Below are 21,044 nucleotides of genomic sequence, written 5' to 3'. Positions count from 1 at the left end.
TACCGTGGAGCCCGTGGGGGCGAGGCATGGTTTGCCCTCGGCCCTCTGTACAGCTTACGCTCAGTCTCATGGATAACACCCCCGACACTCCTCATAGTCCCTCGGCAGGGACACGTATGTATGTGCCACTGCACGTCCACTCGCACTACTCGATACTCGATGGCATGGCGCCTGTCGAGAAGATTGTTGACAAGGCGGTCGCATGCGGTATGCCTGGCATTGCGCTCACGGATCATGGCGCTATGTATGGCATTAAGAACTTTACCAACTATGCGAACGATAAGATAAACGGTGATAAGCTCTCCCAGATCAAGTCGCTCGGCAAGCAGATCAAAGAGCTGGAAGCTGATGCGGCCAACGCTGAGGAGGTGGCTCGTCTTCAGGAGGAGGTCAAGACGATCGAGCGGAGTCTCTTTAAGGCGATCATCGGGTGCGAGGTCTACGTGGCGCGCCGCTCGCTGGAGCTGAAGGACAAGGATGCTAAGGATCCCGACAACCCCACCCGTAGCATTGACCGCAGTGGCTACCACCTGATCCTCCTAGCTAAGAACCTCAAGGGCTACCGCAACCTTATTAAGATGGTCTCCATAGCGTGGGAGCATGGCGAGTACTACAAGCCACGTATTGACAAGAAGCTCCTGACGGAGCATCACGAGGGGATCATCGCCTCGAGTGCTTGCCTCGGTGGGGAGATAGCGCAGCATATCCTGCACGGTCGTCTGGAGGAGGCGCGCGAGACGGCTCGATGGTATCAGGAGACCTTCGGCGAGGACTACTATCTAGAGATCATGCTTCACCCGAATAGTGACCCTCTAGGTGGTCAAGAGACTTATCAGAAGCAACAGCTGGTGGCTCAGGAGGTGCTCAAGATAGGTCAGGAGCTGGGCATCAAGGTGATCGCTACGAATGACACCCACTTCCTCAACGAGGAGGATGCCGAGGCGCACGACCACTTGATCTGTATGACGACCAATTCGCCGATCTCCGATCCGAACCGCATGCGCTACACCAAGCAGGAGTGGCTCAAGTCGCCCGAGGAGATGACGGCACTCTTTGCCGACTACCCTGATGTGCTGGAGAATACGCTCGAGGTGTGTGACAAGGTGGAGTACTACAGCATCGACCATGCTCCGCTGATGCCTCACTTTGAGCTACCCGAGGGCTTTGCCAGTGAAGATGACTACCTGCGTCATCTCACCTACGAGGGTGCCAAGAAGCGTTACGGAGACCCCGTACCGCCAGAGGTGCAGGAGCGCATCGATATGGAGCTGGGGGTGATACAGAACATGGGCTTCCCAGGTTACTTTCTCGTCGTGCAGGACTTCATCGCAGCCGCCCGAAAGCTGGGCGTGCGTGTAGGCCCTGGACGTGGCTCGGCAGCGGGCTCGGCAGTCGCTTACTGCCTATCCATTACGCAGATCGAGCCGATCAAGTACGGTTTGCTCTTCGAGCGTTTCCTCAATCCAGACCGTATATCGATGCCCGATATTGACATTGACTTCGATGATAAGAACCGCTGGCGTGTCCTCGACTGGGTGACCAACAAGTATGGCCGTGATCACGTCTCCAACATCATCACGCTCACGACGATGGCAACCAAGGGGGCGATCAAAGGGGTGGCGCGTGTCGAGGAGCTACCGCTAGACCAAGCTAACAGGCTTTGCAAGCTCATACCCGACAGACCGCCCGAAGGGGTTAAGCACCTGAACCTTGAGTGGATGGTGCAGAACAATCAAGAGTTTCGCGAAGCGTCTGTCAGTCAGAACGAACAGCTCGCCAATACGATCCGCTATGCCCGCCAGCTGGAGGGTACCGCCAGTACTACGGGTGTGCATGCCTGTGGCGTCATCATCAGTGGCCCACCCGTCAGCGATGTCGTGCCCCTCTCGACCGCCATTGATCCAGATACCAACGAGCGCAAGCTCGTGGCGCAGTATGAGGGTAAGGTGATCGAGCCGACGGGACTGATCAAGATGGACTTCCTCGGTCTGCAGACGCTCAGCATCATCAACGATGCGCTGGAAAACATCAAGGTGAGTTACGGCATTGACCTAGACATTGACACGATCCCCGTCGACGATCCCAAGACTTTCGAGCTCTATTCGCAGGGCGACACGGTCGGCACCTTTCAGTTTGAGAGCCCTGGCATGCGTAAGTACCTACAGCAGCTGGAGCCGACCGAGTTTAAGGACTTAGTGGCTATGAATGCGCTCTACCGTCCTGGGCCTATGGACAATATCCCGACCTTCATCGAGCGCAAGCATGGTCGTCAGGAGATCACCTACGATCTGCCTGAGATGGAGCCTTACCTCAAGGATACCTACGGCATCACCGTCTATCAGGAGCAGGTGATGATCCTCTCTCGTGTGCTAGGCGACTTCACACGAGGCGACAGCGACAGCCTGCGTAAGGCGATGGGTAAGAAGAAGGAAAAAGAGATGGCGAAGTACCGCATCAAGTTTGTTGAGAACGGTGTCACCAAGGGTCATCCTCGTGAGACGCTCGAGCGTATCTACGACGGGTGGCAGAAGTTTGCGAGCTACGCTTTCAACAAGAGTCACTCCGTCTGCTACGCCTGGGTCGCCTACCAGACCGCTTACCTGAAGGCGCACTACCCTGCACAGTTTATGGCAGCTCTGCTGACCTGCAATCAGAACAAGTCGGACAAGCTCACTAAGTACCTCGAGGAGGTGCAGCACATGGGACTGGAGGTCAAGGGACCAGACGTCAACGAGAGCTTTACCGCCTTCTCGGCCAATAAAGATGGCGTCATACGCTTTGGTCTCGGAGGTATCTCCCATGTGGGGCTATCGGTCGCTGAGGCTATCATCAAGGAGCGCAAGGAGCAAGGAGCCTATCAGGATGTGTACGACTTCTTCCAGCGTACCGACCTGACCAACTGCTCACGGCGAGCCCTCGAGGCGCTCATCTTGTCGGGCGCTTTTGACAGCTTTGGCATCGATCGGGAGGTTTACTTTGCCCCCATTGCTAAGAGTGGTGTGAGTGGCCTCTCCTATGGCAAGGACGAGACCTTCCTGACGGCGCTCATGCAGTACGGCAAGATCCTCGAGAGCGAGCGTACTCAGGTGCAGGCATCGCTCTTTGGCGATAGCGACCCGAGTGTCAAGCTTCCCAAGCCCATTCCGCCAAAGGATGTGGAGCCGTGGAGCAATCTGGAGCGACTGACCAAAGAGCAGTCCTATATAGGGATGTACCTAAGCGCTCACCCGCTAGACCCCTACGCCTTCGCCATCGAGTACCTCTGCAACTGTCCCGCCTCCGATCTAGCTCAGTTTGCTGAGCTCGGACTCACGCAGCTGACCTGCGCTGGTCTGGTCACGAAGGTGCGCCAAGGCATTAGCAAGAAGAACGAGCCTTACGCAATTATTCAGATCGAAGATGCCTCGGGCTCTGGCGAAATACCGCTCTTTGGCAAAGATTACGTGAATTTCGGTAACTTTGCACAGGAAGGGCTAGCCATCTTAGTGAAGATGGGCGTTGCGCCAAGCCGATTTGATCCCAATCGTCTCTACCGCACCGTGCAGAGCATGCAGCTTCTCTCGGACATCACGGAGGATGCCTTTAGGAGCATTCAGCTAACGATCGATCTGAGTCAAGGCGAGGATGCCCCCGCGAGCGACTCCTACGAGGAGGGCGCCGATGGGGAAGAGGAGATACTGGATCGCCCCAACACCCTCGAGGGTGCCATCGAGCTGGGCAACGCTATCAAGGATCACCCTGGCAAGACGGAGCTAGAGATCACGTTCTGCTCATCCATGGTGCCCTATACGACGACGATGTATGCGCCTAGCATAGAGCCAGGCAAGTGGCTCCTAGAGATCGTCAAGAAGTACCAGATCCAGTGCGCCGTGCAGCAGGCTAAGTGATAGCCCCGACCTATTATATAGACGACATTTCATACTAACTTAAAATACACAAGAACTATGGCAATGGAAATAACAGATGCTAATATAGCAGGCCTCATGGCTGAGGGCAAGCCGATGATCCTAGACTTCTGGGCTACCTGGTGTGGTCCCTGTCAGATGATCGGACCGATGATTGACGAGCTCGCTGAGGAGTTCAACGGCAAGATCATCATCGGCAAGGTCAACGTGGACGAAAACAGCGACCTGCCCAGCCAGTACGGCATACGCAACATCCCGACGATCCTCTTCTTCAAGGGAGGTGAGATGGTGAGCAAGCTCGTCGGTGCTCAGAGCAAGGCTAAGCTACAAGAGGAGGCTCAGAAGCTCCTCGACTAGCGGATACGAGTATCGATTTTGTAGGGACGCACGGAACGTGTAACCCGTTGTAGGGATGCGCGCTCGGTGCGTCCCTATAGGTTACATACGATGTGCGCTTTATACATTTTTGCAAGGCGATTAAACCTTCCTGAAAGTATACCCTCTAAATGTACTGAGTAACCCGTACGAAGTGGGCGACTCGGAAGCAAAACAAAAACCAACGCGTGGTGACACGCACTGTGCCTGCCTTTGGATTTAAGCTTTTTACTAAGGCGTTACGGGCACCAGAAAGAAGGCACAAATGTTTTTTATCGATATGGTTGTTCCCCTGTGCCTTCTTTCTTTTTTTCGTATCTTTGGAACCATCAATCGCTCCTGCAGTATGGACGGTTGATGGTTTCATCGTTTATGTACCGCATATATCAATCCTAACAATATAGTAATCAAGAACTATGACACAGAATGCACTGACTAGGCTCTTAGCCCTATTCACTACACTTCTACTCCTAGGCACGAGCCAGAGCTACGCCTGTACGGGGTTGCTCGTTGGTAAGGGCGCATCGACCGATGGATCGGTCATGATCTCTTATAGTGCTGACTCACACACGCTCTACGGTGAGCTATACTACTGGCCAGCAGCCGACCACGCTCCAGGCTCTATGCGACAGATCACTGAGTGGGACTCAGGCAAGCCTCTCGGACAGATCCCTGAGGTAGCTCATACCTATGCTGTCATCGGCAATATGAATGAGCACGCACTAGCTATCACCGAGTCTACCTGGGGTGGCCGTAAAGAGCTGATGGATCCTAACGGCGTAATGGACTATGGTAGCCTCATCTACGTGACGCTGCAGCGCGCCAAGACCGCTCGTGAGGCGATTGAGGTGATGACTACACTGGTCAAGGAGTACGGCTACGCTAGCTCTGGCGAGAGCTTCTCCATAGCTGACAAGAATGAGGTGTGGGTCCTCGAGCTAGTCAGCAAGGGTAAGTATGGCAAGGGCGCTGTATGGGTCGCTATGCGTATCCCTGACAACGCAATCTCTGGACACGCCAACCAATCGCGTATTCAGCAGATTAAGTTCAACGATCCCAAGAACTGTCTCTATGCTCCAGATGTGATCGACTTCGCTCGTGAGAGAGGCTTCTACAAGGGTTCAGACAAGGACTTTAGCTTCCAAAAGGCTTACAACCCCTACACACCAAGTGGTCTACGTGGTTGCGAGGCTCGTGTGTGGTCTTTCTTCAATAAGTTTAGCGATGACATGAAGCAGTACGAGCGCTTCGTCATGGGTGATGAAAAGGCCTCTAAGCCAATGCCACTCTACATCGTCCCCAATCGCAAGCTCTCGCTATCTGATGTACGTGAGATGATGCGTGACCACTACGAGGGCACCCCGATGGATATGACGAAGGACGTAGGCGCTGGCCCCTATGCTGTGCCTTATCGCTGGCGTCCTATGACCTTTGAGGTCGATGGTCAGACCTATGTCAACGAGCGTGCTATTGCTACGCAGCAGACTGGCTTCGTGCTGGTGGCTCAGCTCAGACCTAATCTGCCAGATGCCTTTAGCATCTTGTGGTTTGGTGTGGATGATGCGAATACGGCTGTCTTCACACCAGTCTACTGCTCTTCGCTCCGCACTCCTGAGTGCTACCGCGTAGGCAATGGGGATATGATGCACTTCTCCTGGACGAGTGCCTTCTGGATCCACAACTGGGTAGCCAACATGGCTTATGCCCGCTATGCTCCTATGATTAAGGATATTCGTCCCGTACAGCAGGAACTGGAGCAGAGCTTTGACAAGCTCGTTCCTGAGATCGATAAGAAGGCTCTAGCGCTCTATAAGCAAGATCCGATGAAGGCGCGCGAAGTCCTCACCTCGTTCACCTGCGAGACCGCTGACTATGCGACCTATCGCTGGAAGAAGCTCGGTGAGTACCTGCTCGTCAAGTATATGGACGGTAATATGAAGAAGGAGGAGAACGGGCAGTTCAAGACCAACGGCTACGGTCTGAGCGCGATGCCTAACTTCCCTGGTTATGACCAGGACTACTACAAGCACATTGCGGAGACTACTGGCGATCTGCTCAAGGTCAATGAGTAAGTCCTACTAGCACAACGAATGTAGTATCATCGTGGGCAATGCTAAGTAAGCGAGACGACTCCCCCGTGGAGCAGGTTCGCTACTAAGCGTTGCCCACTCCTTTTATATATACAGTAACATGGCACTATACTTAGGCATAGACATAGGAGGTACCAATACTGAGCTAGGCATCGTCGATGAAGAGGGACAAATAGTCTCCTCGCAGACGCTCTCGACGAAGCAGCACGGGGGCTCCTTCGCTGATTACATCACAGCGCTGAGCCTGCAGATAAACCAAATGGTCGCTGATCCCGCCTTGTCAGGCAAAGTGGTCGGCATAGGCATCGGAGCTCCTAATGCTAACTACTTCTCAGGGTGTATCGAGGAGGCGGTCAATCTACCGTGGGCTGGCTCCAGCCCTATCGTCGCTGAGCTCTCGGCACAGACGGGACTACCAGTCGTCCTAGACAATGATGCTAATGCGAGTGCCCTCGGCGAGCATAGCTACGGAGCTGCTCGTGGGCTGGATCACTTTGTCGAGATAACGCTCGGTACGGGCGTAGGAAGTGGTATCTATGCCGATGGTCGTCTCATACGTGGCTACCAAGGCAAGGCGGGCGAGCTGGGACATATCGCTGTGGGCGAACCGCATCAACGCTGTGGCTGTGGGCGGTACGGATGCCTTGAGGCCTCTGTAGCGGCACCCGCCGTAGCACGACGTGCCGTGAGCCTTAAGAAGCTATGCCTAGAGCAAGGTATGTGGAGCGAGCTCTGCGACATACCTGATGAGCAACTAACTAGCAAAGTGGTCGCCGAGGTGGCACTAGCGACTGGTGACTCCATAGCTCGGCAAGTCTTTGACGAGACAGGGGAGATACTGGGTCGTGCACTAGCGCAGTTTGCCTGCTTCTCAGCACCACAAGCGTTCGTTCTTTTCGGAGGGGTGGCGCAGTGTGGCGACCTACTGCTTAGGCCTGTTCGCACAGCTTTTGACCAAGCGCTACTGCACATTTATCGAGGCTCGATAGAGATCCGCCTCAGTGCACTGCCTAAGGGACAGGCGGCTGTACTGGGCGCAGCTTCGCTAGCACGCGAACGAGACCTATAAGTAATGATCCAACGCGAGACCTTCGAATACTGTCCACGCTGTGGCGCTAATCGACTAGAGGCGCATGGTGTCAAGGCGCAGCACTGCCAGAGCTGTGGCTTCACCTACTACCACAACCCGAGCGCTGCCGTGGCACTACTCGTGCGTGACCTGCAGGGGCGACTACTGGTGGCGACGCGAGGCAAAGAGCCCGCCAAGGGGACGCTGGACCTCCCCGGAGGCTTTGTGGACAAAGGCGAGACCGGCGAAGAGGCTGCACAACGAGAGCTACACGAGGAGAGTGGTCTGCGACTCTCGACAGAGCACTTTGTCTACGCCTTTTCTCTGCCTAATAGTTACCTCTACAGCGACTTCCTCGTGCCGACGCTGGATCTCTTTTACACGGTTCAGCTACCGATCGAGATGCCTGCCGTACGAGCTATGGACGACGTGGCGCAACTCCACTGGCTCGCACCCGCAGAGATTGACCCGTCGCGCTTCGGACTGATATCCATCCGCCGAGGCATCGCACGCTACCTAGCCTCCCTCGGCAACTGACCTCTCACACGACTAATATATGCGCTGTTGCGGCACCCTTCTCTCGTAGCAAGAGTACACATCATCTGCTCCCTCTAGAGGTGCTCGGCTATGATGGCGAGAGGTCGTCGACGTTCTTGACAAAATTCCCGATTTAGCGTGTTTTCTCAGGAGGAAATGAAAATCCGTCACGGAGGAATCGAAAAATTCTTCGGAACTTTGATTTCTTTCTTCCGAACTTTCATTTCATTCTTCCGAACTTTTATTTCCCGGTTCCGTGGGGAATTTTCGTTTGCTCCCAGGAGATCCCTCATTTCCTCCGTGGGGGACGGTTTTTACAAGCACTACGTGACAGTTCTAGTCGCACCCTCTCATCGTCTCACGACAGAAATTGTCCGAAGATGGAATGTATTAGCGCCAATTAGGCTGGCGGGTATGTGCTATTTTGTATCTTTGCACGCAGATAACTATCGGAGAGCGTCACTGCCCCTGTGTGGTGGCCTCGCGAAGGATCTCTCACTACAGTAATACGCTTCTAATGAAATACAAGCTCCCCAGTAAGGATGAACTTCGTGCCCGCCTTGCAGCTCTGCCTGGCCAGGCTACTGACCTACTCACTAGTCGTAAGTTTTGGTACGAATTGGTCTTGATGACTGTCGCTATGTTTATCGGCGCTATGGCGGTACACTACTTCCTCGCTCCTAGTGGTCTGATCGTTGGCTCGGTGACGGGACTAGGCATCGTGCTGGAGCGGTTGCTCCCAGTGATGTCGCTGGGGTCCTATATGTTTCTCATCAATGCGATCCTGCTACTCCTCTCATTCATCCTGATCGGCAACGAGTTTGGTGCTAAGACCTGCTACACGGCACTGATCTTAGGTCCGTTTGTAGACTTGATGGAGTGGATCGATCCTGTCAGTGGGTCTATGTTTGCTCAGAATGTGCACGGCGTGATGGTGGCGAACCCGTGGTTTGACCTGCTTTGCTTCATCTTGGTGATGAGTGCAGCGCAGGCGATTCTCTTTAGCATCAACGCTTCAACGGGAGGACTAGACATCTTGGCAAAGATCTTCAATAAGTTCCTCCATGTGCCACTAGGCGTGTCGGTGACGATCGCTGGAGGCTTGATCTGCTGCTCCGCCTTCCTGACCAGTCCTACGGGGCTCGTGATCATGGGACTCGTGGGGACGTGGCTCAATGGCTTGATCCTCGACTACTTTATGACCCGCATGAGTTCACGGACACGTGTCTACGTCATCTCCAAGGACTGGGAGCATATCCGTGACTATGTCATTCACAAGCTCAATCGTGGAGTAACCATCCACCCCGTGACGGGTGGCTACTCAGGCGAGGAGCACAAGCAGCTGGAGTGTATCTTGACGAGGGATGAGTTTGGCAAGCTACTAGACCATCTGCGTGCTGAGCGTATGGATCCCTTTATCACCTCCGACCCAGTCAGCGAGGTGTACGGGCTATGGCGCAAGAAGAGCCAGCTTGAGGAGCTACCGGTCGAGACGGATACGCCTGATGAGAGCACCTTTTAGTATCACCTGATAGACCCTCTAGACTATGCCACATCTTACGAAGTCGCTCTCGGCTCTCATACTATTGCTGACACTCGCTCTCGGCTCACTCATGGCTCAGGAGCCTATCCCCGAAGCTGAGCTGGAGGCACCTCATGATAAAAAGGTATCTCTCTCGCTAGAGGCGCGTGGTGACTATCAACGCATCTATCTAGGTAGCCACGCAGATCAAGCGGGCTCAGGCTTTAAGGGAAATATTGCTAACATCATACTCAGTGGTACCCTCTCGCCAAAGTTTAGCTACCTCTACCGACAGCGACTTAGCTCGATCAATCTAGATCGCTCCTTCTTTGAGTCAATCGACTTCCTCTACCTACAGTACAATCCGATCGAGCAGCTGAGTGTACGACTCGGCAAGTGGATTGTTTTCGTTGGTGGATGGGAGTTTGAACCAGCACCGATAGACGTCTTCCAGGTGGGAGAGTTTTGCTATCACATGCCATCCTATCAGTGGGGCGCTACGGTGAGCTACACCTTGCCTGATGGACAGGACAATCTCCATATGCAGGTGATCCAGAGCCCCTACCGCAAGGACTATGAGGTGAGAAGTGGCGAGCCTGCCGATATGTATGCCTACAACTTGGTCTGGACAGCGCACCACGATTGGTTTGTGCCGATGTGGAGTGTCAACTTTATGGAGTATGCGCCTAGGCGCTTCATGAACTATATTTCGCTGGGCAACCGCTTCCAGCTGACGCCTCGCACTTTCGTGGACCTAGACCTGATGCACCGCACACCACTTGATGGGGATGGCAAGAAGCTCTTTGCCGACTATTCTATCTATGGGCAACTAGCCTACCATCCGACCGAGCAAACGAAGCTTTACCTCAAGGGGAGCTACGATCATAATACGAGTGGTTTTCACGCAGATTACGGTGTCACCGATGGTACGCAGATAGCTTGTCTCGGTGGCGGGGTCGAGTACTCACCGATCCCCGAGGTGCGCCTGCATGCACATGCTGACTATGCCTTTGGTACGAATACGAACCCGCAGGCTGTGCTACATAATCAGCGCACGCTGGTTAATGTGGGAGTCACCTGGCGCATGAAAGTCCTCTAATACGTTATACTATTACTATGAGCCTTTACAGACATCTTAGCGAGGCGATCGCCTCAACACTACATACACTCTACGATCTCACCACGACCGCTGACGAGATCACGCTGACCGCCACACGACCTGAGTTTGAGGGGCATGTGACATTCGTCGTCTTCCCCTATCTCAAAGCTTCGCGCAAGTCTCCACAAGAGACCGCTGAGACGATCGGTGCCAAGCTACAGGAGCAGACAGATCTCATAGCTTCCTATGGCGTGGTCAAGGGCTTCCTCAACCTTACGCTGACCGACTCGGCGTGGCTCGCAGCACTGCGAGAGATTGCCGAGACACCGCACTACGGGCACATCACACCGACAGAGCAGTCGCCTCTTGTGATGATCGAGTACTCCTCACCAAACACCAATAAGCCCCTGCACCTGGGACACGTTCGCAACAACCTACTCGGCTACAGCCTCGCTCAGATACTAGAGGCGAGCGGGCATCGTGTGGTCAAGACGAATATCGTCAACGATCGTGGCGTGCATATCTGCAAGTCGATGCTGGCATGGCTACGCTGGGGCAATGGCGAGACGCCTGAGTCTTCGGGCAAGAAGGGCGACCACCTCATCGGCGACTACTATGTGCGCTTTGACAAGGAGTATCGTGCCGAGCTGGCGCAGATACGTGCTGAGCATCCCGACTGGAGCGACGAAGAGGTAGAGGCTAAGTCTCAACTGATGGCTGATGCACGACAAATGCTCCGTCAGTGGGAGCAGGGCGACCCAGAGGTACGTGCACTATGGCGAAAGATGAATGAGTGGGTCTACAAAGGCTTTGACGAGACTTACAAGCGTATGGGTGTCTCCTTTGACAAGATCTACTACGAGAGCGACACTTACCTCGTTGGCCGTGAAGAAGTCTTGCGCGGTCTGAAGGAGGGACTCTTCGAGCAGCACGAGGATGGCTCCGTTTGGGCCGACTTTGAGGCTGAGGGTCTGGACAAGAAGATCCTCCTTCGCAGTGACGGCACCTCGGTCTACATCACCCAAGACATTGGCACTGCCAAACTTCGCTATCAGGACTTCCCGATAGACCAGATGATCTACGTCGTGGGCAACGAGCAGGAGTACCACTTTCAGGTGCTATCGCTACTCTTAGACCGCCTAGGCTATAAGTGGGGCAAGAGCTTGACACACTTTAGCTACGGCATGGTGGAGCTACCTCACGGCAAGATGAAGAGTCGCGAGGGAACGGTCGTCGATGCGGACGATCTGATGGACGCTATGCGCGACACCGCTCTAGAGGTTGCACGGACAGCCCAGCAAGCTAAGGGCGTAGCGCTAGCCGACAAGCCGACAGCCGAGGAGCTACGCACCGCCGAGATGGTCGGGCTGGGCGCGCTCAAGTACTTTATCCTCAAGGTGGACCCGAGGAAGAATATGATGTTCAACCCCGAGGAGTCTATCGACTTCAACGGCAACACGGGTCCCTTCATCCAGTACACCTACGCGCGTATTTGTTCGCTCCTGCAGAAGGCTGACGAGATGGGCTACAAGCATCAGCTCCCCGAGGGCGGTGAGCTAGCACTCTCGTCGTATGAGACGGCACTCGTCCAGCAGCTACTCGACTATCCGACCGTCGTGCAGGAAGCTGCCGAGAGCTATTCGCCAGCCCGCATAGCCAACTATACCTATGACTTGGTCAAGGGGTATAACCAGTTCTACCACGAGTGCTCCGTACTGCGTGAGGAGGACGAGGCGCTGCGTAGTATGCGCCTGCAGCTCAGCCAGACCGTTGCCGAGACGATACATAGTGCCATGGGGCTCCTCGGCATCGCACTGCCCGAGCGCATGTAGTTCGCTCTGAGGGCTTGATACACAAGGTGTATGGAGACCACTCTCTACACAGCACTACCACGGGATAGTCGCATCGCACTGCTCGCTTCGGGCGGCGTGGATAGCAGTGTGGCGATGCACCTGCTCGTTGAGGCGGGCTTTCGCCCAGACCTTTACTACATACGCATCGGCATGCAGGACGAGGATGGCAGTTTCCTCGACTGTCCTGCCGAGGAGGACATCGAGCTGGTGACGCTCCTGGCTCGTCGCTACGACCTGCACCTAGAGATCGTCGACCTGCACCAAGTCTATTGGGATCGTGTGGTCGCCTATACGATGGATGCCGTCAGGCGGGGGCTCACGCCCAATCCCGATGTGATGTGCAATAAGTTGATCAAGTTCGGAGCTTTTGAGGAAAGGTGCGGCGCCTCGTACGACTACATAGCTACGGGCCACTACGCCACGATACGACAGACGGAGGATGGCTTGACCTTCCTCGGCACTTCTCCTGACCCCGTGAAGGATCAGACAGACTTCTTGGCGCAGATCGGCTTTCGGCAGATGGAGCGTCTCCTCTTTCCCATCGGGCATTTGCCAAAAGAGGAGGTACGTCGCATCGCCCTCGAGGCGCATCTGGTCAATGCGCAGCGCAAAGACAGTCAGGGCATCTGCTTCTTAGGACAAATCGACTACAACGACTTCATCGAGCGCTACTTAGGTACGCAGACGGGCGACATCATCGACCATGAGACAGGCGAGAAGATCGGCGAGCATCGTGGTTACTGGTTTCACACCATCGGCCAGCGCAAAGGGCTCGGGCTCTCGGGCGGCCCGTGGTATGTCGTAGCAAAGGATGTGGAGCACAATGTCCTCTACGCCTCACGAGGCTACGATCCCAAGACGCAGTACGGCACGATCATCGAGACCGAGGAGATGCACTGGCTCACGACCGATCCGTGGCTCTGGACGAAGACTCCGTCAGACAGTCCGCTGGAGGTCACCTTCAAGATAAGGCACACGCCCGACTTCACCGCTGGACGCCTCGAGCATCTCCCCTCAGGCGGCTATCAGCTGGTCAGTAGCGTGCCGATACAGGGCATTGCGGCCGGGCAGTTTGCCACCATCTACGATCCTCAGCGCCAGCTCTGCTGGGGTAGCGCCCCGATCCGCTCGGGCCGCTAGGCAGGGGTTGACGCATGATGCAAGATGGCTTCATCGAAGGTACTGTTGAGGAAATCATCCATTTCCTTGGTGGACAACGGGAATCCTCCACCGAGGAATAAAAAAAATCTTCGGAACTTCGAAATCTTTCTTCCGAAGTTTCATTTCATTCTTCCGAACTTTTATTTCCCGGTTCCGTGGGGAAATTTCGTTCCCTCCCTGACGCTTCCCGATTTCCTCCCGAGACGTGTAACCAGTGTACGAACGCACGGGACGAGTAACCCTTGTAGGGACGCACGATCTGTGCGTCCGTTGTGTCAAAGGTTACAGCAGCCGTTGGTTTTAACGGGGACGGACGCACAGATCGTGCGTCCCGACAAGTCGTTACCCGTCCGATAGCTCTGATAGCTCTGACACCTCCGATAGCTCCGATCTCCCCCCTAACTTCTAATCTCTAACCTCTAATTTCTAACCCCTCTCCCCCTCTTGCGCAATTCAAAATAAAGGTATAACTTCGCTGGAGACATCATTCACACGGCCGAGCCCTCACAGCTCCCCCTAATTCTAACCTCTAGTCTCTAACTTCTAATCTCTAGCTACATTATGAGCAAACATCTACGCATCTGGCTCTTCGTCCTCCTCAGCACGCTACTCACCTCCACAACCCTCCCCGCCGAAGGTGTCATCACGATGACCACCTCAAAAGCTGTCGGAGAAACAATTGAACTGAGGATTGAGGCCAATGGCAACGTCACTATTGAAGGAGCTCAATATACTGGGGAAACAGGCTATCTCAATCTCAAGTCCTACAGGCTCACTAACCAAACGATCTCCATCCGTGGCGATGTAACAGAGCTTGACTGCTCTACCAATGAACTGATCAGCTTGGACGTCTCAAAGAACACCGCCTTGACAGAACTGGCCTGCATCGACAATCAACTGACCCGATTGGACGTGTCAAAGAACACCGCCTTGACAATGCTTGACTGCTTCAGCAATCAACTGATCAGTTTGAACGTGTCAAAGAATACCGCCTTGGAGGTTCTTGACTGCTCCTACAATCAACTGACCAGCTTGGATGTGTCACAGAACACCGCCTTGACAGATCTTGACTGCTCCAACAATCAGCTGACCAGCTTGAACGTGTCAAAGAATAGAGCCTTGACAGATCTTAAATGCAACAACAATCAACTGAAGAGCTTGGACTTGCCAAAGAATCCCGCCTTGACAACGCTTTACTGCTCCTACAATCAGCTGACCAGCTTGAACGTGTCAAAGAATCCCGCCTTGACAGAGCTGGCCTGCCTCGCCAATCAACTGACCAGTTTGAACGTGTCAAAGAACACCGCCTTGACAGCGCTTTACTGCTACGAAAATCAACTAACTAACTTGAACGTGTCTGGGTGTATTAGTTTGAGGGACCTTGATTGCTCCAGTAATTATATCAATGGCAAGGCTATGACCAAGCTAGTGAATAGTCTTCCCAATCGAAGGAGAAAGAGTAGTGGTCGTATTTCTCTAGTAGATCGCTCCTCTAAGAAAAGGGATAAAAACAGGTGCAGCGCTGCTGATGTAACTACTGTAAGGAGGAAAAACTGGGAAGTTGCACCATAAGAGCGTTCTGATTGGGACTGTAAGCTTCGTCTAGTCCGACCCACAAGGGGTCGATTATCTACCACGTTCGCCTATCCATCGGTCGTTCGGGGCCGTAGCCCCTCCGACCGACGGCTACGATACGTCGGACCTCTGCGAGGTCCTTTCTTATCAGAGTGATCGGAGGGATTTAGATGTTAGAGATTAAAGGCTAGAGATTAGATTCTAGAAGCACTAGTGCTACTAATCATTTATCCTCCCTAACCTCTAATCTTTAATTTTCGTACCTTTGAAGTCGCAAGTTTTACCCGTGAGCCGTAGGTCTCACCTTTTAAAGTAAAGAACCTCTATCGCATTATGAGCAACGAAATGACTGATCAGACTTTATCAACCCAAGAGCATCCTATGAGCATCGCTGAGCGTGCTGCCGACAATATCCGCGCCCTCGCCATCTCGATGGTCGAGCGCGCTAAGAGTGGCCACCCAGGCGGGGCTATGGGCGGAGCGGACTTTATACAGGTCCTCTTCTCCGAGCAACTGCGCTATGACCCGCGCCATCCGGAGCACCCCGCACGGGATCGCTTCTTTATGGATCCTGGACACATGTCGCCGATGCTCTACGCACAGCTCGCACTGGCGGGATTCTTTACGATGGACGAGCTGGTAGCCTTCCGCTCGTGGGGCAGTCCTACGCCTGGACACCCAGAGCTTTGTCGTAGCCGTATGATCGAGAACACCAGTGGTCCGCTGGGACAGGGACACACCTACGCTGTGGGTGCTGCCATTGCAGCGAAGTTCCTCCAGCACCGTCTTGGGGACAAGCTGATGCCACAGCGCATCTTCGCTTTTATCTCTGATGGCGGTATCCAAGAGGAGATCAGTCAGGGCGCGGGGCGCATCGCTGGCGACCTAGGGCTGGACAATCTGATCATGTACTACGACTGCAACGACATACAGCTCTCGACGCGTGTCGAGGATATCACGGCTGAGGACGTTGCGGCTAAGTATGATGCGTGGGGCTGGAACGTCTTTGAGGTGCCGGGCAACGATCCAGCGGCTCTGAGCCAGGTGCTCCGTGACGCTATCGAGACTTCCGAAGAAACGGGCGCACCGACGCTTATCATTGGCTACACCAATATGGCTTACAAGGCGGTCGACGAGGAGGGTAATCCGCTCGCAAACTTGATCGCAACGCACGGACAGCCGATTTCTAAGGCGGGTGCTTCGTATGCTAAGACGATGGAGGCGCTGGGGGCTGACCCGGACAATCCTTTTACCATATATAAAGATGTAGCAGCCTTCTACGCTGAGCGTCGTGAGGAGCTCATCGCCTACTGGGATGGTCAGTACAAGGTCCAGGAGGAGTACAAGAAGGCGCACCCTGATCAGGCGAAGCTCTATGACCGTTGGTTTGCTGCAGAGCCTACCTACGATGTGGCTTGGCAGGAGATAGCTCAGAAGGCTAATCAGGCAACGCGTGCCGCCTCGGCAACGGTGCTTGGCGAACTGGCTAAGCGGGTGGACAATATGATCGTTGCCTCGGCCGATCTCTCGAACTCGGACAAGACGGACGGCTATCTCAAGGGCACGAAGGCTCTGGAGGCGGACGACTTCTCAGGCAAGTTCCTCCAGGCGGGTGTCTCGGAGCTTACGATGGCAGCAATCTGCGTGGGTATCACCCTGCATGGCGGTATGCGTGCAGCGTGCGGTACCTTCTTTGTCTTCTCAGACTATATGAAGCCGGTCGTCCGTATGGCTGGGCTGATGGAGCAGCCGGTCATCTTCATCTGGTCGCACGACTCCTTTAGAGTTGGTGAGGACGGACCGACACATGAGCCGGTCGAGCAGGAGGCGCAGATACGTCTCCTCGAGCATCTGCACAATCACTCGGGTCGTCGTGCCCTACAGGTGCTACGCCCAGCCGATGTGCATGAGGCTACGGTCGCCTGGCAGATGGCGATGGAAAACCTCCACACGCCGACAGCTCTCATCCTCTCTCGCCAAAACATCCAAGACTTACCTAATCCTACTTACGAGCGTGCTTGCCAGTTGAAGCATGGCGCTTACGTGGTCTCTGATACGACGCCTGCGGGCGAGACGCCCGACCTGACGCTCATCGCTTCGGGTAGTGAGGTGAGCACGCTAGTACAGGCTGCCGAGCTACTTAAGGGCAAGGGTCACAAGCTACGCATCGTCTCGGTACCGAGCGAAGGGCTCTTCTTTGATCAGCCTGCGACGTATCGTGAGAGCGTGATCCCCGCTAAGGGCGCACGCTTCGGTCTGACCGCTGGTCTGCCTGTGACGCTCCTCCGCTTGGTTGGAGATATGGAGCATATCCATGGGTTGGAGAGCTTCGGCTTCTCCGCTCCTTACACGGTGCTGGACGAGAAGCTCGGCTTCACGGCTGAGGCGGTGGCACAGCGTATCGAGGAGCTTTGCCGATAGGACACAAAGCTATGGGACTATTCTCACGCTTCAAGAAATCAAGCAAAAAGTCTCCTGACTCAACCGAAGTGGTCGAGCAGGAGACGATAGATGCCTCGCAAGAGGTAGCGGAGCAATCAACCGAGCAGGTGTCTGCGTCTAGGGCAGATACGCTCAAGGCGAACACGCTTAAGTTTGACGCGCTCCGTGCGCTCAAGATCGGCGAGGTGGACTTTGCGATACGTGCTCTGCACACTTCGCTGGAGGAAATCGACGATCCTGAGTGTCGCCTTTACCTAGCGCAGGCTTTGCAGCGCAAGCCCGATCTAGCGGGTTCAATGGCTGAGCTGACGACCATACTAGAGGCTTATCCGGACTATCCGATGGCGCTCTACGAGGCAACGAAGGTTGCCAATGGGCTGGACCAGCACAGTGAGACGATTGCCTACGCTGAGCGTGCCTTGGCGACCGAGCTAGAGACGGTAGAGCAAGCTGAGCTATATCGTATGAAAGCTCAGGCGCAGCTGGCTCTAGGTGAGTCTGAGCAAGCACTCGCTACCATCGACCAAGCATTACAGTTGACCGACGAAGTGCCACTCTACTGGCTCATCAAGGTGAAAGTGCTGATCGCTTTGGAGCGCTGGGAGGAAGCTTTGGCGGTTGCTCTGGAGACGGCCGAGAAGTTTCCCGAGGAGGAGCGAGCTTACCTTTACGAGGGTTTGATCACTTACCACGAGGGCGACAAGGAGCGCGCTGAGCGTGCCTTCCGACAGGTGGTGGAGACGGATCCCTTCAACGTGGAGGGCTACATGCACCTGACGCATCTCGTAGAGGAGCTGCGTGGCAAGGAGGCGGCTGCCGATGAGATGGAGCAGGCTCTGGAGATGATTCCCCAGCCGACCCGTGCGCTCCTAGACTATGCTGCTCTATTATATAAGGAGTGCGACCGCACGGAGCAGTACAAGGGCGTGCAGCAGATGCTCGCAGAGCTTCCCGAGGATGCTGAGACGAAGACGGGCGAGGTCAACTTCGCTGGTCTATACGCTGGAGGCTTTTACTAAAAGGGAAAAGCCTCGATGTCAACCAAGCAACGCAAGTGGTATGTCGTATGGGAGGGCTATCGCCCAGGTGTCTACGACAACTGGCGGGACTGTCAGCTACAGGTCGTAGGCTACCAAGGAGCGAAGTTCAAGTCCTACCCAACCTCAGAGCAAGCGCAGGAAGCGTTTGAACTGGGCTACCAAGAGGGGCGCCAGCTGGGACAACAGCAGCGTGTCGCCAAGCCCGAGAGCAACCATCTGCAGGTACAGCACAGCGTGGAGCAAGCGCCCGATCAGTTGATCGGTGACAAGATAGCGCCTGCGGGTTTCATCAACCATTCAATCGCTGTTGATGGAGCCTGCTCGTCCAATCCGGGTGTGACGGAGTATCGTGGCGTCTACACCTTTAGCCATGCGGAGCTCTTTCGGGCGGTCATCCCGTGGGGCACCAACAACATTGGCGAGTACCTAGCCATCGTTCACGCCTTGGCGCTGATGGAGCAGGGCAAACTCCCGCCACTGCCCATCTACTCCGATAGTAAGGTGGCGCTCGGCTGGGTGGCGCAGGCTCGCTGTCGCACGCGCCTGGACTCGACCGACCCACGTAGTGCTAAGACCTACGAATTGATCGCCCGAGCCACACATTGGTTGAAGACGCACACCTTTCGGGTGCCACTACTGAAGTGGGACACGGTCGCTTGGGGCGAGATCCCCGCAGACTTCGGCCGTAAGTAGCCGACGCTTATGCGCACGCCACTCTTCGTCTGCAACATCGGCCACGAGGTCGCACTGGAGGCTGGCGACCCGCTTCACTACACCCCGCCACGGATCATTCGTCAGATGCGCTCCGCACTCTGGAGCCTTCCCCTCTGGGCAACGCCTTCGTGGCTTGAGGACACAACGTGGTGGGTGCACCCCTTTGGCAAAAGCCTCTCACCCTATCTCACTGACCGAGAGCTGAGCCATATAGCGAAAGATGGGGTAGGGGATGCCGAAATCACACTCTGGGGACACGAGCGAGGCTTGGCGCACAGCCTGGCGAAGCTCTATGGAATAAGCGCTGGAGAGGCGTGTAGCGAGCTTCCGCAGGAGCTGATGCCTTGCTGGACTAGAGTCGCAAGCGTACGTTTCTTTGAGAACTACAGTAGCGTGTCGTGGCGCAGTCGTGTCGCGATGATCACTGAGATAGGCGCCTTGGCGGAGCTTTTGACCCATGGTTCCTGTCTCGTCAAGCTCCCCTTTAGCAGCTCGGGGAGAGGGCTCTGGCGCATCAACCAGTTGGACAACCAACTCGAGGAGACGCTTCGCAAGCTTTTGCAAAGGCACCGCACCCTCCTCGTTGAGCCTCTGCTCAACAAGCAGCAGGACTACGGTGCCGAGTACTATATAAATAAGGAGGGCGAGGTGCAGTTCGTCGGCCTATGTGCCTTTGAGACGGACGACCAAGGGCGCTATCTGGAGAGCCTCTGCCAAGATCCCGAGGAGACGCTCCGACAACTCGCCGACAGCCTCAACGATCCCGACGAACTGCAACAAGCTCTGGAGCAGCACCGCACCTACCTCTCCCGTGAGGTAGCGCCCTACTACCAAGGCCCCGTCGGCATCGACCTGCTCACCTACCGTCCCGACACACTCAGCCCTAGCCTCGCCCTGCACCCGTGGGTCGAGATCAATCTGCGCTACACCATGGGGCACTACGCCCTAGACCTCTACCGTGAGCGCACCCCTCAGGGAAGCCCCAACCAATATCGCTTCGGCATCCTCTCCGCACCACGTGCCAAAGCCCTCCTCGCCACTGCCGCAGCACCTACACTAGACGCTACAGGTCGCCTGCGCTCAGGCCTCCTCCCGCTCACCTCCACCAACCTAGACACCGACCTCTCCACCGCCTCCCACCTCGCCTACCTCCGCACCCTCTGACCTGCTGCTCTCTTTACGTCTTGTTCTATAGTGTGTTAGCCTTCTTGTTTTCGTATGCCGTGTTTGCGAGGAGTGGCTTTCGGCGAAAAAAGTTTGCTGAAAATTTGGTGGTTTCAAAAAGTCGTTGTACCTTTGCACTCGCAACTCAAAAGAACGGGTCTTCGGAGGTGTTTGGAGATCCTTGAGTGGTGAGCAAGTTTTGATGGATAGAGCGTTGTTCGGTAGCCTCTTTCGTTGAGGTTTTAGATACTGGCGGATATGACATCATAATATAATAGGCGCTGCGATTTAGGCACTCCTATATATAATAAGTGTAAGACGCACGGGCGAGGCTCTCGAAAAAAACTTCTCCGAATATTTGGTGGATTCGAAAAGTTGTTGTACCTTTGCATTCGCAACTCAAAAGAGAGGGGTCCCCGAGCAAGCTTGGCGATCCGACTGGTCGGAAGTGTCTGACACGGTTTCTGGAGAGATGTACGGCAGGTAGCTTTGAGGGTT

At 55.0% G+C, this 21,044-nt stretch carries 15 protein-coding genes; 14 read left to right on the top strand and 1 reads right to left on the bottom strand.

The genetic code is table 11. The features are described from left to right. Positions 1-68 precede the first annotated feature (68 nt). Together dnaE and trxA are read left to right on the top strand one after the other, a co-directional pair. Complete coding sequence (gene dnaE / locus PORUE0001_RS06425; RefSeq protein WP_007365641.1) at positions 69-3,887, top strand: DNA polymerase III subunit alpha; 3,819 nt, start codon at positions 69-71, stop codon at positions 3,885-3,887. A 57-nt stretch (positions 3,888-3,944) separates the two neighbouring features. Further along, complete coding sequence (trxA, locus tag PORUE0001_RS06420; RefSeq protein ID WP_007365651.1) at positions 3,945-4,262, top strand: thioredoxin; 318 nt, start codon at positions 3,945-3,947, stop codon at positions 4,260-4,262. Between the two features lie 145 nt (positions 4,263-4,407). On the opposite strand, the gene PORUE0001_RS10610 is transcribed toward trxA, so the two are convergent. Beyond that, complete coding sequence (locus PORUE0001_RS10610) at positions 4,408-4,647, bottom strand: hypothetical protein (RefSeq protein WP_157750198.1); 240 nt, start codon at positions 4,645-4,647, stop codon at positions 4,408-4,410. Positions 4,648-4,696: 49 nt separating this feature from the next. Between PORUE0001_RS10610 and PORUE0001_RS06415 the strand changes: the two genes are divergently transcribed. The 12 genes from PORUE0001_RS06415 to PORUE0001_RS06360 all read left to right on the top strand — a co-directional run bounded on the left by PORUE0001_RS06415 (position 4,697) and on the right by PORUE0001_RS06360 (position 20,546). Beyond that, positions 4,697-6,352 carry a dipeptidase gene (locus PORUE0001_RS06415; RefSeq protein ID WP_007365646.1) on the top strand — a complete coding sequence of 552 codons (1,656 nt, stop codon included), beginning with the start codon at positions 4,697-4,699 and terminating at the stop codon, positions 6,350-6,352. A 118-nt stretch (positions 6,353-6,470) separates the two neighbouring features. Beyond that, the gene (locus PORUE0001_RS06410) at positions 6,471-7,439 is read left to right on the top strand and encodes an ROK family protein (protein ID WP_007365636.1); all 969 of its coding nucleotides are present in this window, start codon (positions 6,471-6,473) and stop codon (positions 7,437-7,439) included. A 3-nt stretch (positions 7,440-7,442) separates the two neighbouring features. Next, positions 7,443-7,976, top strand: a complete 534-nt coding sequence (locus tag PORUE0001_RS06405; RefSeq protein WP_007365623.1) for an NUDIX domain-containing protein — start codon at positions 7,443-7,445, stop codon at positions 7,974-7,976. Positions 7,977-8,493: 517 nt separating this feature from the next. Further along, positions 8,494-9,498 (top strand): YitT family protein, encoded by a 1,005-nt coding sequence (locus PORUE0001_RS06400; RefSeq protein ID WP_007365626.1) that lies wholly within the window; start codon positions 8,494-8,496, stop codon positions 9,496-9,498. A gap of 25 nt (positions 9,499-9,523) precedes the next feature. Next, entirely contained in the window at positions 9,524-10,597 is a 1,074-nt protein-coding gene (locus PORUE0001_RS06395; protein ID WP_007365650.1) for a porin, read from the top strand. 17 nt (positions 10,598-10,614) lie between these two features. Continuing rightward, positions 10,615-12,429, top strand: coding sequence for an arginine--tRNA ligase (gene argS / locus PORUE0001_RS06390; protein ID WP_007365644.1), 1,815 nt, complete (start codon positions 10,615-10,617; stop codon positions 12,427-12,429). 30 nt (positions 12,430-12,459) lie between these two features. Continuing rightward, on the top strand, positions 12,460-13,590 hold the full coding sequence (mnmA, locus tag PORUE0001_RS06385) for a tRNA 2-thiouridine(34) synthase MnmA (RefSeq protein ID WP_007365635.1): 1,131 nt from the start codon (positions 12,460-12,462) through the stop codon (positions 13,588-13,590). 582 nt (positions 13,591-14,172) lie between these two features. Further along, on the top strand, positions 14,173-15,183 hold the full coding sequence (locus PORUE0001_RS06380) for a leucine-rich repeat domain-containing protein (RefSeq protein ID WP_007365629.1): 1,011 nt from the start codon (positions 14,173-14,175) through the stop codon (positions 15,181-15,183). 336 nt (positions 15,184-15,519) lie between these two features. After that, positions 15,520-17,607 (top strand): transketolase family protein, encoded by a 2,088-nt coding sequence (locus PORUE0001_RS06375; RefSeq protein ID WP_007365694.1) that lies wholly within the window; start codon positions 15,520-15,522, stop codon positions 17,605-17,607. Between the two features lie 11 nt (positions 17,608-17,618). Beyond that, positions 17,619-18,647 (top strand): tetratricopeptide repeat protein, encoded by a 1,029-nt coding sequence (locus PORUE0001_RS06370; RefSeq protein WP_039865736.1) that lies wholly within the window; start codon positions 17,619-17,621, stop codon positions 18,645-18,647. A 15-nt stretch (positions 18,648-18,662) separates the two neighbouring features. After that, positions 18,663-19,361, top strand: coding sequence for a viroplasmin family protein (locus PORUE0001_RS06365; RefSeq protein ID WP_007365670.1), 699 nt, complete (start codon positions 18,663-18,665; stop codon positions 19,359-19,361). Between the two features lie 9 nt (positions 19,362-19,370). Further along, the gene (locus PORUE0001_RS06360) at positions 19,371-20,546 is read left to right on the top strand and encodes a hypothetical protein (RefSeq protein WP_007365643.1); all 1,176 of its coding nucleotides are present in this window, start codon (positions 19,371-19,373) and stop codon (positions 20,544-20,546) included. The last annotated feature ends 498 nt before the right edge of the window (positions 20,547-21,044 follow it).

Source organism: Porphyromonas uenonis 60-3, assembly GCF_000174775.1.
Classification (GTDB): Bacteria; Bacteroidota; Bacteroidia; order Bacteroidales; family Porphyromonadaceae; genus Porphyromonas; species Porphyromonas uenonis_A.
Note: the sequence above shows the minus strand (reverse complement) of the source record. Positions and strands in the feature narration are given on the sequence as shown.